At 69.4% G+C, this 14,482-nt stretch carries 11 protein-coding genes and 1 tRNA gene; 6 read left to right on the top strand and 6 right to left on the bottom strand.

The genetic code is table 11. From position 1 onward, the window contains the following. Positions 1-195: 195 nt before the first annotated feature. Complete coding sequence (locus ACZ7L1_RS08595; protein ID WP_471435352.1) at positions 196-1,287, bottom strand: DUF1259 domain-containing protein; 1,092 nt, start codon at positions 1,285-1,287, stop codon at positions 196-198. Between the two features lie 383 nt (positions 1,288-1,670). Here ACZ7L1_RS08595 and ACZ7L1_RS08590 point away from each other — a divergent pair, with 383 nt between their 5' ends. The 4 genes from ACZ7L1_RS08590 to ACZ7L1_RS08575 all read left to right on the top strand — a co-directional run bounded on the left by ACZ7L1_RS08590 (position 1,671) and on the right by ACZ7L1_RS08575 (position 6,642). Beyond that, the gene (locus tag ACZ7L1_RS08590) at positions 1,671-1,952 is read left to right on the top strand and encodes a hypothetical protein (protein ID WP_471435350.1); all 282 of its coding nucleotides are present in this window, start codon (positions 1,671-1,673) and stop codon (positions 1,950-1,952) included. 100 nt (positions 1,953-2,052) lie between these two features. Beyond that, on the top strand, positions 2,053-5,997 hold the full coding sequence (gene hrpA, locus ACZ7L1_RS08585) for an ATP-dependent RNA helicase HrpA (protein WP_471435348.1): 3,945 nt from the start codon (positions 2,053-2,055) through the stop codon (positions 5,995-5,997). A gap of 92 nt (positions 5,998-6,089) precedes the next feature. Next, positions 6,090-6,164: transfer RNA gene (locus tag ACZ7L1_RS08580), tRNA-Asp, on the top strand. Positions 6,165-6,438: 274 nt separating this feature from the next. Next, entirely contained in the window at positions 6,439-6,642 is a 204-nt protein-coding gene (locus ACZ7L1_RS08575; RefSeq protein ID WP_471435346.1) for a DUF6274 family protein, read from the top strand. A 478-nt stretch (positions 6,643-7,120) separates the two neighbouring features. On the opposite strand, the gene bldC is transcribed toward ACZ7L1_RS08575, so the two are convergent. Continuing rightward, positions 7,121-7,327 (bottom strand): developmental transcriptional regulator BldC, encoded by a 207-nt coding sequence (gene bldC, locus ACZ7L1_RS08570; RefSeq protein WP_003949541.1) that lies wholly within the window; start codon positions 7,325-7,327, stop codon positions 7,121-7,123. A gap of 566 nt (positions 7,328-7,893) precedes the next feature. Beyond that, entirely contained in the window at positions 7,894-8,736 is an 843-nt protein-coding gene (locus tag ACZ7L1_RS08565; RefSeq protein WP_471435344.1) for a DUF8083 family protein, read from the bottom strand. A 234-nt stretch (positions 8,737-8,970) separates the two neighbouring features. Between ACZ7L1_RS08565 and ACZ7L1_RS08560 the strand changes: the two genes are divergently transcribed. Together ACZ7L1_RS08560 and ACZ7L1_RS08555 are read left to right on the top strand one after the other, a co-directional pair. Further along, complete coding sequence (locus ACZ7L1_RS08560) at positions 8,971-10,053, top strand: Leu/Phe/Val dehydrogenase (protein WP_471435342.1); 1,083 nt, start codon at positions 8,971-8,973, stop codon at positions 10,051-10,053. Positions 10,054-10,356: 303 nt separating this feature from the next. Further along, positions 10,357-10,608: a DUF3073 domain-containing protein gene (locus ACZ7L1_RS08555; protein ID WP_200421788.1), complete on the top strand. Its 252-nt coding sequence runs from the start codon at positions 10,357-10,359 to the stop codon at positions 10,606-10,608. A 69-nt stretch (positions 10,609-10,677) separates the two neighbouring features. Here ACZ7L1_RS08555 and purM read toward each other — a convergent pair whose 3' ends face one another. The 3 genes from purM to ACZ7L1_RS08540 all read right to left on the bottom strand — a co-directional run bounded on the left by purM (position 10,678) and on the right by ACZ7L1_RS08540 (position 14,446). Then, positions 10,678-11,748, bottom strand: a complete 1,071-nt coding sequence (gene purM, locus ACZ7L1_RS08550) for a phosphoribosylformylglycinamidine cyclo-ligase (RefSeq protein WP_471435340.1) — start codon at positions 11,746-11,748, stop codon at positions 10,678-10,680. Between the two features lie 62 nt (positions 11,749-11,810). Then, the gene (purF, locus tag ACZ7L1_RS08545; RefSeq protein WP_471435338.1) at positions 11,811-13,337 is read right to left on the bottom strand and encodes an amidophosphoribosyltransferase; all 1,527 of its coding nucleotides are present in this window, start codon (positions 13,335-13,337) and stop codon (positions 11,811-11,813) included. A 311-nt stretch (positions 13,338-13,648) separates the two neighbouring features. After that, positions 13,649-14,446 (bottom strand): maleylpyruvate isomerase family mycothiol-dependent enzyme, encoded by a 798-nt coding sequence (locus tag ACZ7L1_RS08540; protein ID WP_471435337.1) that lies wholly within the window; start codon positions 14,444-14,446, stop codon positions 13,649-13,651. Between the last annotated feature and the right edge of the window lie 36 nt (positions 14,447-14,482).

Genomic DNA, 14,482 nt, shown 5'->3' with positions numbered 1-14,482 from the left:
CCCGATACGACCGGGGAGGGGCTCTTTCGTGTCGCCTACGCCAACCGGTACGCCAACCGGTACGCCAACGGGTCTCAGGTCAGCGTGCGAACAGTCGAAGGCTTGTGCTTGGCGGTGTTCGCTCGCCACCGTCGTCCCCTGCGGTTCCCCGCACGATCGGGTATGGATGGATGGGGCACGGCTCCTTCCAGCCGCTTACTCGCCCCCTCCTGCACCACGGGCAGGTGCGGCGTTGGTAGCAGCCACCGCACGGCGCAGGGCCCGCGCAATCTTCACGGCGTCACCGACGGCCCAGACGTGGATGAAGAACATGCGGGGCGTGTCGACCATGCCATGGTTGTGCAACTCGACGACCCTGATTCCGCCGCGCTGGAGCGCGTCCAACACGTTCTGCGCCTCCCCGGCCACCACGGCGATATCCCCGCTGACCGCGGCACGGCCTCCTGCCACCGGCTGGAAGCTGAGGGCCGAGGTCGCCCCGGAACCGGGCGGCAGAATGTAGCTGCCTTCGGTGATCGTCTCGCGGCGCCGGAATGCGGCTTTGTAGACGCCGCCGTAGACGGTGCCTGTGGTGCCCAGGGCGGCGTCGATACCCGCTGTGTCCAGCTTCAGCTTCTTCGGGCGAGTCGTCGAGGACTTGGCGGGCGGCGTGCCTGTGCAGGCAAGCGCGGCGCGCAGGCCACGGGCCAGGGTCGCGGCATCCGGGCCGTGCCCGTGCGTATGGATCCACACGAGACGGGGAGAGTGAGCGAGCAGGTGGTTGTGAATGGCCACCTGCTCGATGCCGTGTGACTGCAGCGCGCCGGTCACACGGTGCAGCTCCGCCTCGGTGACGGCCAGTTCCCCCATGGTCATCATGGTGTTGTCGGCATAGCGGATGAAGGACACGTGCGAGCCGACGGCGAGTTCCGGCGACACGGTGACGCCGTGGGAGACGACACGCAGATCGGTGCGGGGAAAAGCCGTCCGGTAGATCAGCCTGCCCAGCATGTTGCCCTCGCGGCCCAGCTCCGCCGCGACGTGAGCCCAGTCCTTCGTCGTGCTCTCGACTGGACGCACCAACCCGCCGGCATCCCGGCTGACCCTGCCGTCTGGGCCCGCACGCTCACCGCTGCGGTCGTGATACGTGCCGCCGTGCGCTCCACTGCCCGAGGCGCTCCGCTCGGCGTCGACTGCCCGTCCCGGCAGTGCCGCGAATGCCGATCCCAGCGCAACCGTGGTCAGCAGGTAGCGCCTTGATGCCCCCGCACCTCTTCCGGCCTTCCCCGGTGTCGCTTCAGTAGCCATGTATTCGCCATCCCAACCATGTTGTGAAGGGGCCCGCAGGTTCCACTCGAAGAGTCGCTCCCGCGACCAGTGCCAGCGGTCTCGGTCACCTGGACCGTGATCAACAGACAAAGCTTGACGGCCAAACCGCCCATACTTCCTGATTGCACCAAAAGTGGCATGTCATAGCATCACTCTGCCCATTGAGCACAATCCCACCGGAAACGCGGCGCCAAAGCACGCCACCGCACCGAAAGCCTCGTCCCTCCCGGGACGGGGCTTTCGTCGTGAGAGGGCCGTCGACGGGCTTCCCGGTCGGGTCGGCTTGGCATGTCCCCTTCCGGGCGCTACGTTCTGGCCGGTCCAGTCAGCGACGGGGAATCTTTGAGCCGGGGGCGAGTGCCATGCAGGACACCGAACTGGAGAAGACGCGGGCCCGCTACGGTCTGCTCGCGGTGGTCATCAGCAACGTCGCCATCGCCGGCGTGGCGATCTTCGGCGTCTGGCGCCTGGACGGCGACAGGTCGGTGATGGTCGGTGTGCTCACCGCGGCCTTCACGGCGGTCAGCAGCATGACCACCGCGTACCTGGGCATCAAGGCCGTCTCCAACACCGCGAAGTCCATGGCGGCCCGGGACCGGACAGCAACGGCTACGGCTGCGGCTGCGCAGCAGCAGAACCCGTAGCAACCGGACGGCTGCCGCAGGGACGGACGGGCCACGCCGGGAACGGCCCGCGGCAATTCGTTAGCCATGAATTTCGCCGAGGTGAGATCCTGGACCGCGTATGTCTACGCATCCCGCCCCCGCCCTCGGCACCCTCGCCCCTCGCCTGACCGAGCTCTCCCTGCGCGACGCGCACCGGCTCGGCCGCAGGCTCGAAGGCGCGCGCAAGATCCGCAAGCCCGAGGCCCGGGCCGCCGTACTCGCCGAGATCGAGGCGGAGGTCGCCAAGGCCGAGGCGCGGATCGGCGAGCGCACCGCCCGCGTGCCCGCCGTCACCTACCCCGAACAGCTCCCGGTCAGCCAGAAGAAGAACGACATCGCCGACGCCATACGCGACCACCAGGTCGTGATCGTGGCCGGTGAGACCGGCTCCGGCAAGACCACCCAGATCCCCAAGATCTGCCTCGAGCTCGGCCGGGGCGTCCGCGGGATGATCGGCCACACCCAGCCCCGCCGTATCGCCGCCCGTACCGTCGCCGAGCGGGTCGCGGAAGAGCTGGACACCCCCCTCGGGGAGGCCGTCGGCTGGAAGGTCCGTTTCACCGACCAGGTGAACCCGGACGCCACCTTCATCAAGCTGATGACGGACGGCATCCTGCTCGCGGAGATCCAGACGGACCGCGAGCTGCGCGCCTACGACACGATCATCATCGACGAGGCCCACGAACGCTCCCTCAACATCGACTTCCTGCTGGGCTACCTCGCCCAGCTCCTCCCCCGGCGCCCGGATCTCAAGGTCGTCATCACCTCGGCCACGATCGACCCCGAGCGCTTCTCCCGGCACTTCGGCGACGCACCGATCGTCGAGGTCAGCGGACGGACCTATCCCGTCGAGGTGCGCTACCGGCCTCTCCTGGAGGAGGACTCCGACGACGCGGACCGGGACCAGATCACCGCGATCACCGATGCCGTCGAGGAGCTGATGGCCGAGGGGCCCGGCGACATCCTCGTCTTCCTCTCCGGCGAGCGCGAGATCCGCGACACGGCGGACGCGCTCACCAGGAAGCAGTACAGGTTCACGGAGATCCTGCCGTTGTACGCCCGGCTGTCCCACGCCGAGCAGCACCGCGTGTTCCAGCCGCACACGGGCCGCAGGATCGTTCTCGCGACGAACGTCGCCGAGACCTCCCTCACCGTCCCGGGCATCAAGTACGTGATCGACCCCGGCTTCGCCCGGATCTCCCGGTACAGCCACCGGACCAAGGTCCAGCGGCTACCCATCGAGCCGATCTCGCAGGCGAGCGCCAACCAGCGCAAGGGCCGCTGCGGCCGGACCAGCGACGGTATCTGCATCCGGCTGTACGGCGAGGACGACTTCGTCGCCCGCCCGGAGTTCACCGACGCCGAGATCCTGCGGACGAACCTCGCCTCCGTCATCCTCCAGATGACAGCGGCCGGGCTCGGCGACATCGAGAAGTTCCCGTTCATCGACCCGCCGGACCACCGCAACATCCGCGACGGCGTGCAGCTCCTGCAGGAACTGGGCGCCCTGGACCCCACGCAGAAGGACCCGCGCAAGCGCCTCACCGACACCGGCCGCAAGCTCGCCCAGCTGCCGGTCGACCCGCGCCTGGCGCGCATGGTCCTGGAGGCGGACAAGAACGGCTGCGTGCGCGAGGTCATGGTGATCGCCGCCGCCCTGTCCATCCAGGACCCCCGCGAGCGCCCCGCCGACAAGCAGACCCAGGCCGACCAGCAGCACGCCCGCTTCAAGGACGAGACGAGCGACTTCCTCGCCTATCTCAACCTGTGGCGGTACATCCGCGAGCAGCAGAAGGAGCGGGGGTCCTCGTCCTTCCGCCGGATGTGCAAGCAGGAGTACCTCAACTTCCTGCGCATTCGCGAATGGCAGGACATCTACACGCAGCTGCGCACGGTCGCCAAGCAGATGGGCATCCACGTCAACGAGGACGACGCCCCGGCCGACCGCATCCATGTCTCGCTCCTCGCGGGTCTGCTGTCGCACATCGGCATGAAGGACGTCAAGGACGGCGCGAAGAACGAGTACCTGGGCGCCCGGAACGCCAAGTTCGCGATCTTCCCGGGCTCGGCGCTCTTCAAGAAGCCGCCACGGTTCGTGATGTCGGCCGAGCTGGTGGAGACCTCACGCCTGTGGGCCCGCGTCAACGCGAAGATCGAGCCCGAGTGGGTCGAGCCGCTCGCCGGCCACCTGCTGAAGCGGACGTACAGCGAACCGCACTGGGAGAAGGACCAGGCGGCCGTGATGGCGTACGAGAAGGTCACGCTGTACGGCGTCCCGATCGTCGCCCAGCGGAAGGTGAACTACGGCCGGATCGACCCCGAGGCCGGCCGCGAGCTGTTCATCCGCAACGCCTTGGTCGAGGGCGACTGGCGCACCCACCACAAGTTCTTCGCCGACAACCGCAAGCTCCTGAGCGAGGTCGAGGAACTGGAGCACCGCGCCCGGCGCCGGGACATCGTGGTCGACGACGAGACGCTGTTCGATTTCTACGACCAGCGCGTGCCCGAAGACGTCGTCTCCGGAGCGCACTTCGACTCCTGGTGGAAGCGCAAACGCCACGAGCAGCCCGACTTCCTCGACTTCGAGCGCGAGATGCTCATCAACGAGAAGGCGGGCGCGGTCACCAAGGACGCCTACCCCGACGCGTGGCGCCAGGGCCGGCTGAAGTTCCGGGTCACGTACCAGTTCGAACCGGGTGCGGACGCGGACGGCGTGACCGTCCACATCCCGCTGCAGGTCCTCAACCAGGTCACGGACGAGGGCTTCGACTGGCAGATCCCGGGCCTGAGGGAGGAGCTGGTCACCGAGCTGATCCGCTCCCTGCCGAAGCCGATCCGCCGCAACTACGTCCCGGCGCCGAACTACGCGAAGGCGTTCCTGGAGACCGCGGTGCCCTTGCAGGAGCCGCTGACGACCACGATGGCGCGTGAGCTGAAGCGGATGGTCGGGGTGCCGTTCGAACCGGAGGACTTCGACTGGTCCAAGGTGCCGGACCACCTGAAGATCACCTTCCGGATCGTCGACGAGCGGCGCCGCAAGCTGGCGGAGGACAAGGACCTCGAGGCCCTGAAGCTGCAGCTCAAGCCCAAGGCACGCAAGGCGCTGTCGCAGGCCGCGGCGGCCACCGCCGAGCGGCAGGGCGGGGAGTCCCTGGAACGGACGGGCCTCACGGACTGGACGATCGGCACACTCACCCAGGTGTTCGAGACGCGCCGGGCCGGGCAGCCGGTCAAGGCGTTCCCGGCGCTGGTCGACGACGGCGACACGGTGTCCGTACGCCTCTTCGACACGGAGGCGGAACAGGCCGAGGCCATGTGGAAGGGCACGCGCCGGCTCATCCTCCGCAACATCCCGGTGAACCCCGCGAAGTTCGCGTCCGAGAAGCTGACCAACCAGCACAAGCTCGCCCTGTCCGCGAACCCGCACGGCTCGATCCAGGCCCTGTTCGACGACTGCGCGATGGCGGCGGCGGACAAGCTGATCGGGGACTTCGGGGGGCCGGCGTGGGACGAGGAGTCGTACCGGAAGCTGTTCGACAGGGTGCGCGCGGAGATCGTCGACACGACGGTGCGCACGGTCGCACAGGTGCAGCAGGTGCTGGCCGCCTGGCAGGCCTGTGAGCGCCGCCTGAAGGCGGTGCGCAGCCCGGCCCTGCTGCCGAACCTGACGGACGTACGGGCGCAGCTGGACGCCCTCGTGAAGCCCGGGTTCGTGACGGAGTCGGGGATACGGCGGCTGCCGGACCTGATGCGGTACCTGGTGGCCGCGGACCGCCGCCTCCAGCAGATGCCGACGAACGTGCAGCGGGACACCACGCGCATGGAGAAGGTCCGGGAGATGCAGGACGAGTACGCGTGGCTGCTGGAGCAGTTGCCGCAGGGCCGTCCCGTGCCGTCCTCGGTGCGGGACATCCGCTGGATGATCGAGGAGCTCCGGGTCAGCTACTTCGCCCACGCGCTGGGCACGGCGTACCCGATCTCCGACAAGCGGATCGTGAAGGCGATCGGCGCGGCGGTGCCGTGACGACGCGTGCACGATGGGTGAGTTCGACCAGGGGCTCACCCTCCTGTACAGTCTCTTCTCGCAGCGCAACGCAAGAAAGCGCCGCGAGACCTGGTCCTGTGGAGCAGTTTGGAGTGCTCGCCACCCTGTCAAGGTGGAGGCCGCGGGTTCAAATCCCGTCAGGACCGCATCGAGGAGAGGCCCGCATCCGGCAACGGACGCGGGCCTTCGCCGTACCACCACACGACACCATCGGCCAAGACAGAGGCCGCGCCCGCGGCGCAGCCGCAATCGGAGACCACCGGGCCCCCACAGCCGGTGGCACCCCTCGCCGTCCGTCCCGAGCGGCAGCGCGAGCCGCAGCGCCAAGCGGCAGTGCCCTGTGCCTTGACGGCGTCACTTTCCCTCGGTACCCCAGAAGTCAGGGCTCCGTGAGGTGCGGGCGGCCCCGGGAGGTGGCGTATGGCGGCGTCCGTTCGGCACGAGACCCGTGCTCTGCTCCGTGCCCATCTGTCCGCCGCCGCCGGGTACCGCCATCTGACCCGGCACTGCCCCATCTGCCACCAGCTGCTGCGCCTGGCCCTGGAACCCGCCCAGCGGGTCGAGGAGGCGCCGGAGACGGCCCCGGAGGGCGACAGCGCTCCTGAGAGTGCCACGACCGCCTGAGAAACCCGGGGGTTCATCCCGCGTCGGCGTGGGCACTCCTGGACGTGCGGCCGCCCAACACCCGTCGCTCAGCGGGCTGTTCTCTAGCAAAGACTCCGCACCCGCAACAAGGACTCTGGCATGTGACGGGTGTCACCGCACCAGTTTCGGGGGCCGCCGCCCTTACCCCCCTCCTACAAAGGCTCAATTTAATATGTGCAATTGCACCCTGCCCTGAGGTGTCGCACAGCAGTTCCGACACCCTTCCTCAGACTGCGACAAGGCCGCTCACAGCCCGGCCCCGGGCAGCCCGGCCTGCGCACAAAAAAGATCGCGCTGGACCCGGCGGAGTCCAGCGCGATCTACGACGCACCCTTGTCGTGCCTCTGTTGACCTCGGGCGTGAGTCCTGTTGGGGCAGAACCCGCGTCGCTTGGAGCTGTTGTCCCGGACGTCACGGCAGGTGGGGGACCTGCCCGTATGTCCGGCTATGCGATTGTTCAGGCCTCGCTGCGCTGCTGCGGGATGCCCGCGAGCAGCGCGCGGACCTCGGCCTCGCGGTAGCGGCGGTGCCCGCCGAGCGTACGGATGGACGTGAGCTTGCCGGCCTTCGCCCACCGCGTGACCGTCTTCGGGTCGACGCGGAACATGGTGGCGACCTCAGCCGGGGTCAGCAGCGGCTCGGCATCAGGGGTGCGAGCGGTCATGAGCGGCCTCCTCGGGAGAACCGAACCTTCTCGGTTCTTTCCTCTAAATTCTGCACCTTGACCCGCGTTGCCCGAAATGGCGGACGCGAGTCGAGTCGGTTATAGGACGAACGGCTTGTCCTCGGCACTACAACTACACCATCTGTCCAGCCGCGTCGGCCAAACCGATGGAATTGCCCTCCCAGGTGTTCATCAGCGACGGAAGCCGATGGACCATGCCATAGCGGACAGTCACGCCACTGTGACGAACAGTCACAGGACGATCAGGAGTCACGAGACCCCCCAAAGCGTGCAATGCTGAGTTTCCGCCCAGATGTGGGCAGAAGGAGCCTCCCCCGGGCTCCTTGTCCTATTTTGGCATGAGGGGGGCCGTAAGGCGCAAGGTCCTTGTAAGTGCCGTCCGTCACGCTTGGCGGCATAAGCCCGGATCGGCCGCTACGTCCTCCGCACCAACCCCGCACCTACCTGCGGTACGTCAACCATGGGCCAAGGGTTGCGACTTCACCATGTCTCGCGGGTCACAATTCGAGCAACGGTTCACCAGCGCCCCGACTGAGGGACCGCCCTCAGTTCGCCGACCGGCGCTCCCGCACGGCACGCCAGCGCTCGACCAGCCGCCCGTACGCCTCCCCGGCCGCCGCCCCGTCCCCGAGCCGCAGGGCCTCGATGCCCTCGGCGACGTCCGCGGCCGAGTGGTCCGCGTCCAGCTCGGTGGCCGGCAGGACATGGACGAGCCCGCCGTAGTCCAGCTCGACCAGCGACCGAGGGTGGAACTCCTCAAGCCACCGCCCGACGTCCACCAGGCCGTCGATGAGCGGTCCCTCGTCGATCGTGTCCTTCAGCGTCCTGAGCGCCCGCGCGACGCGCCTGCGGGCCTGCACCATGGGCGTGCGGTAGCGCAGCATCGGGGGCACCTCGCCGGACCCCTTCTCGTACCTGCGCTCCTCGTCGGAGACCAGCACGAACCAGTTCAGCGGCACCTGCCAGGTCGCGGTGCGGATCCAGGGGCGCGCGTCCGGGTTCCGCTCCTGCCAGCGCTCGTAGTCCTGGGCGGCCTGGCGGCGCACTACGGGCGGCAGGACCGCGTCCAGGACCGGCGCCGGCAGTTCCTCGGGCAGCTCCCCCAGCGCCTGCCAGCCGCGCAGCCGGGTGCGCCAGGGGCACACGCACAGCACCCCTTCGACCTCGGTCACGAAGGCGTCGTCGCTCTCGTGCACCGGCACCGCGACAGGGGGCGTGGGCAGCAAGTCGGCCAGGGAACGGCGCAGTTCGTCCTGGTACGAGGGGCGGTCGGGGCGGCGGGCGTAGCGGGCCCAGTGGCTGCGCTCCAGCTCCGGGAAGGCGGCCAGCGGTTCGTACACGCGCAAGTAGGACGCGTACGGGACGATCACCGAGGACACCTTGGGCACACCTGCTCCCTCCCCACCGGAACCCGACCCGAACCCGCCCGGGCACCGGCCCGGCCGAGGTGGAAAACCCCTGCAAATCGTCCCACGAACCCGTCCGGGCGTACTCCGAGGGAGGGTGATCCTCGGCACTGCGCACATCGTGGGCGCCCGCACGCTCTACGCTCATGCCCACGGGCCCCGCCACCCGCACGGGACCCTCCCCCAACCGCCGCTACTCAACCGGGAGTCACCACCGTGACCGACGTAACCGACGGCGTCCTGCACACCCTGTTCCGCTCGGATCAAGGGGGTCATGAGCAGGTCGTGCTCTGTCAGGACAGGGCCAGTGGCCTCAAGGCCGTCATCGCGATCCACTCCACCGCTCTGGGCCCCGCCCTCGGCGGCACGCGCTTCTACCCGTACGCGAGCGAGGAGGAGGCCGTCGCCGACGCACTGAACCTCTCGCGCGGGATGTCGTACAAGAACGCCATGGCCGGTCTCGACCACGGCGGCGGCAAGGCCGTCATCATCGGCGACCCCGAGCGGATCAAGACCGAGGAGCTGCTGCTGGCCTACGGCCGTTTCGTGGCCTCGCTCGGTGGTCGGTACGTCACCGCCTGCGACGTCGGTACGTATGTGGCCGACATGGACGTGGTGGCCCGGGCGTGCCCCTGGACCACCGGCCGCTCCCCCGAGAACGGCGGCGCGGGCGACTCCTCCGTGCTCACCGCGTACGGCGTCTTCCAGGGCATGCGGGCCTCCGCGCAGCACCTGTGGGGCGACCCGACGCTGCGCGGGCGCAAGGTCGGCATCGCGGGTGTCGGCAAGGTCGGGCACTACCTGGTGGAGCACCTGCTCGAGGACGGCGCCGACGTGGTCATCACGGACGTGCGGCCGGACGCCGTGCGCCGGGTCACCGACGCGCACCCGCAGGTCGCCGTCGCCGCCGACACCGCTGCCCTCATCCGCACCGAGGGCCTGGACATCTACGCCCCGTGCGCGCTGGGCGGGGCGCTGAACGAGGAGACGGTGCCGGTGCTGACGGCGAAGGTGGTGTGCGGCGCGGCCAACAACCAGCTCGCGCACCCGGGTGTGGAGAAGGACATCGCGGACCGCGGGATCCTGTACGCGCCCGACTACGTCGTCAACGCCGGCGGTGTCATCCAGGTCGCCGACGAGCTGCACGGCTTCGACTTCGACCGGTGCAAGGCGAAGGCCGCGAAGATCTTCGACACCACGCTGACGATCTTCGCTCGTGCGAAGGAAGACGGCATTCCGCCGGCCGCCGCGGCCGACCGGATCGCCGAGCAGCGGATGGCGGAGGCACGCGGACGGTGACCTTCCCGAGGGGGGCCACCCGGGTTTGACCGGTACCCGCCGAGCGAGGGTTTGAGAGGACTCTCACTTTCCTCGGCGGGTCGTCGGCCAATAAGTGGTTAAAATCGGCCGTGACCAGCGAGGACAGGGCTCCTTGACGGTCATGGGCACACGCCCGTCCTGCGGGCGACGTACCGTATGGGCGTGGGCTCAGGTACCGTGGAAGCCCTACGGGCCGGTCTCTCCGCGGAGAGCCCGTTCCGGATCATGAACGCGTGTCAAGACTCTGGGGCCGTCGAGCCCCGTCGTTGAGGGGGTCGAGCCATGGGGCGCGGCCGGGCCAAGGCCAAGCAGACGAAGGTCGCCCGCCAGCTGAAGTACAACAGCGGTGGGACGGACCTCTCACGCCTGGCCGAGGAGCTGGGCGCATCGACGTCGAACGCGTCGCCGAACGGCGACCGGTTCGAGGACGATGAGCACGACGACGATCTGTACGCACGGTACGCCGAGCTGTACGCGGACGACGACGAGGACGAGCAAGACGAGTCGTCCTCTCGGCACCGTCGCGGTGCTTGACGCTGCACTGAGTTTTCACCCGGTCCGTGGCCCTGGCCACGGACCGGGTTCTGTGCTGTCGGCAGGGTCTCAGCCGGCGTAGTCCCCGACCAGGGCGGCACCCGTTTCGTGCTCGCCCCGCTCGGTGATCTCGCCGGCGACCCATGGGTCCACGCCGCGGTCGGCGAGGGCGGCGAGCGCGACGTCCACCGACTGCTCGGGGACGACCGCGATCATGCCGACGCCCATGTTCAGGGTCTTCTCCAGCTCCAGGCGCTCGACGTCGCCGGTCCTCCCGACGAGGTCGAACACCGGAGCGGGGGCCCAGGTCGAGCGGTCGAGGACGGCGTGCAGGTGGTCGGGGATCACGCGGGCCAGGTTGGCCGCGAGTCCGCCGCCGGTGACGTGGCTGAACGCGTGCACCTCGGCGGTGCGCATCAGGGCCAGGCAGTCCAGCGAGTAGATCTTCGTGGGCTCGAGCAGCTCCTCGCCGAGGGTGCGGCCGAGGTCGTCGATGTGCTGGTCCAGGCCGAGCTTCGCCCGGTCGAGCAGGACGTGCCGGACGAGGGAGTACCCGTTGGAGTGAAGTCCGGAGGACGCCATGGCGATCAGCGCGTCACCCTCGCGGACGCGGTCGGCGCCGAGCAGCCGGTCGGCCTCCACGACGCCCGTACCGGCGCCCGCGACGTCGAAGTCGTCGGCACCCAGCAGACCGGGGTGTTCGGCCGTCTCTCCGCCCACCAGGGCGCATCCCGCCAGCACGCAGCCCTCGGCGATGCCCTTCACGATCGCGGCGACCCGCTCGGGGTGGACCTTGCCGACGCAGATGTAGTCGGTCATGAACAGCGGCTCGGCGCCGCACACCACGATGTCGTCCATGACCATGGCGACCAGGTCGTGGCCGATGGTGTCGTAGACGCCCATCCGACGCGCGACGTCGACCTTGGTGCCGACGCCGTCGGTGGCGGAGGCGAGCAGCGGACGCTCGTAGCGCTTGAGCGCGGAGGCGTCGAAGAGGCCGGCGAAGCCGCCGATGCCGCCGAGGACCTCGGGGCGCTGCGTCTTCTTCACCCACTCCTTCATGAGCTCCACGGCGCGGTCGCCCGCTTCGATGTCGACGCCTGCCGCCGCGTAGGAAGCACCGGTTTGGGTCTCAGACATTGCCTGGGATCTTTCGGGTTGGTGGCTGGGTCTTCGGGGGGACGCCCCCGGACCCTCTGGTCTTACGGGCGACGGATCGCGTCGGTCGCGGCCGTGGCGGCGGGACCGGCCGCCAGCTCGGTCTCCAGCAGCTGCTTGCCGAGGAGCTCCGGGTCGGGCAGCTCCATCGGGTACTCGCCGTCGAAGCAGGCGCGGCACAGGTTCGGCTTGGCGATGGCGGTCGCCTCGATCATGCCGTCGATCGAGATGTACGCCAGGGAGTCGGCGCCCAGGGAGCGACCGATCTCCTCGACCGACATGCCGTTGGCGATCAGCTCGGCGCGGGTCGCGAAGTCGATGCCGAAGAAGCAGGGCCACTTCACCGGCGGGGAGGAGATCCGGATGTGGACCTCGGCGGCGCCCGCCTCGCGCAGCATCCGCACCAGGGCGCGCTGGGTGTTGCCGCGCACGATCGAGTCGTCGACGACGACCAGGCGCTTGCCCTTGATGACTTCCTTCAGCGGGTTCAGCTTCAGCCGGATGCCGAGCTGGCGGATCGTCTGCGAGGGCTGGATGAAGGTTCGGCCGACGTAGGCGTTCTTCACCAGGCCGGAGCCGAACGGGATGCCGGAGGCCTCCGCGTAGCCGATCGCGGCGGGGGTGCCGGACTCGGGCGTCGCTATGACCAGATCGGCGTCGGCGGGCGCCTCCTTGGCGAGGCGGCGACCCATCTCGACGCGGGAGAGGTACACGTTCCGGCCGGCGATGTCGGTGTCCGGGCGGGCCAGGTACACGTACTCGAAGACACAGCCCTTCGGCTTCGCTTCCGCGAACCGCGAGGTGCGCAGGCCGTTCTCGTCGATCGCGACGAACTCGCCCGGGTCGATCTCGCGGACGAAGCTCGCGCCGACGATGTCCAGCGCGGCGGTCTCGGAGGCGACGACCCAGCCGCGCTCCAGCCGGCCGAGGACCAGCGGGCGGATGCCCTGCGGGTCACGGGCCGCGTAGAGGGTGTTCTCGTCCATGAAGACGAGCGAGAAGGCGCCCTTGACCTGAGGGAGGAGCTTGGGAGCCGCCTCTTCGACGGTCAGCGGCTTGCCGTCGTCGTCGACCTGGCCCGCGAGGAGGGCGGTGACGAGGTCGGTGTCGTTGGTGGCGGCGACCTGGGTGGCGCGGCCGTTCTCCTTGGGGAGGTCGGCGACCATCTCGGCGAGTTGCGCCGTGTTGACCAGGTTGCCGTTGTGGCCGAGCGCGATCGAACCGTGGGCGGTGGCCCGGAACGTCGGCTGGGCGTTCTCCCAGACGGAGGCACCGGTGGTCGAGTAGCGGGCGTGACCGACCGCGATGTGACCCTGGAGCGAACCGAGGGAGGTCTCGTCGAAGACCTGGGAGACCAGGCCCATGTCCTTGAAGACGAGGATCTGGGAGCCGTTGCTCACCGCGATACCCGCGGATTCCTGACCCCGGTGCTGGAGGGCGTAGAGCCCGAAGTACGTGAGCTTTGCGACCTCTTCGCCCGGAGCCCAGACACCGAAGACGCCGCACGCGTCCTGGGGGCCTTTCTCACCGGGGAGCAGATCGTGATTGAGTCGACCGTCACCACGTGGCACGCCACCGAGTGTAGGCGAGATCGTGCACTGGTCCGAATCCGGTCATCGATGCCGCACGCCGTGCGCAGTGGCCGCACGCCCGTGGTCGGCGCTCGGCGACCGCGCTGACACCCTTGCCGTTTTCGCTGGTCAGCGAGGCGCTCCGGTGGTCGGGGGCGGAGGACGAGCGGGCGGCCCGAGAGCTCGCTCAGCGGCTCGCCGGTGTCCATGAGTGAGCCGTCGCACATCTTCCGGGTGGGTGGCCGGGGATGCGCTGGGTGAAGCGACCGGCGCGTACCGTCGCCTTCGCGGGGCTCACGGCGGTCACGTCGTCACGCCATCAGGGGCAGCAGCCCGCTCAGGTCGGCCCGTTCGCCGCTCGCGCTGACCTTGGCGTCGGCGCGGGCCGTGTCCCAGCTCGTACGGCCGGTCGCGAGCCGGACCCAGGTCAGCGGGTCGGTCTCGACGACGTTGGGCGGGGTGCCGCGGGTGTGCCGGGGGCCTTCGATGCACTGCACGACGGCGTACGGCGGGACGCGCACCTCGGTGGAGGCGCCGGGCGCCTTCACGGCGAGCGCGTCGGCGAGCAGCCGGGTGGCGGCCGCGAGGGCCTGGCGGTCGTAGGAGATGTCGAGGCCGGGGACGGCGGCGTTCAGGTCGTCGGTGTGGACGACGAGTTCGACGGTGCGGGTGACCAGGTAGTCGGCGATCGGCATGGCGCCCACGGAGCTGTCGAGAAGCCGGGTGCCGGGGTGGGCGGCGAGGAGTTCCGAGAACTCCTTCTCGATGCCGGCGAGGTAGGTGTCGAGGTCGGGGTTCTGGGCGGCGAGTGTGCGGGTGGTGTCCGCGATGGCACCGGCGTTGGCGGAGGTCGCGAAGGGCCAGTCGAGGACGGTGGCGTTCTGCGCGGCGGGCTCCGGCCTGTCGAGGAACCGCCCGAAGGCCGAGAGGGCCATCCCGATGTGCGTGGCCAGTTCCCGTACGGTCCAGTCCCCGAGCCGGGTGGGCAGCGCGAGTTGTTCGGCCGTGAGGGTGCGCACGGCCTCCCGTACGTTCCCGAACTGCGCGAGAACGGCGGTGCGGGTCCTGACGGGGTCGTACGTCCGAGTGCGCTTCTTGGCCGGGGGCATGGCGCCGAGCCTAGTGGGCGTGGGAGGCGGGGGCGG

This window comes from Streptomyces sp. NPDC107546 (assembly GCF_055639175.1).
This window is presented reverse-complemented; position numbering and strand designations above follow the sequence as displayed.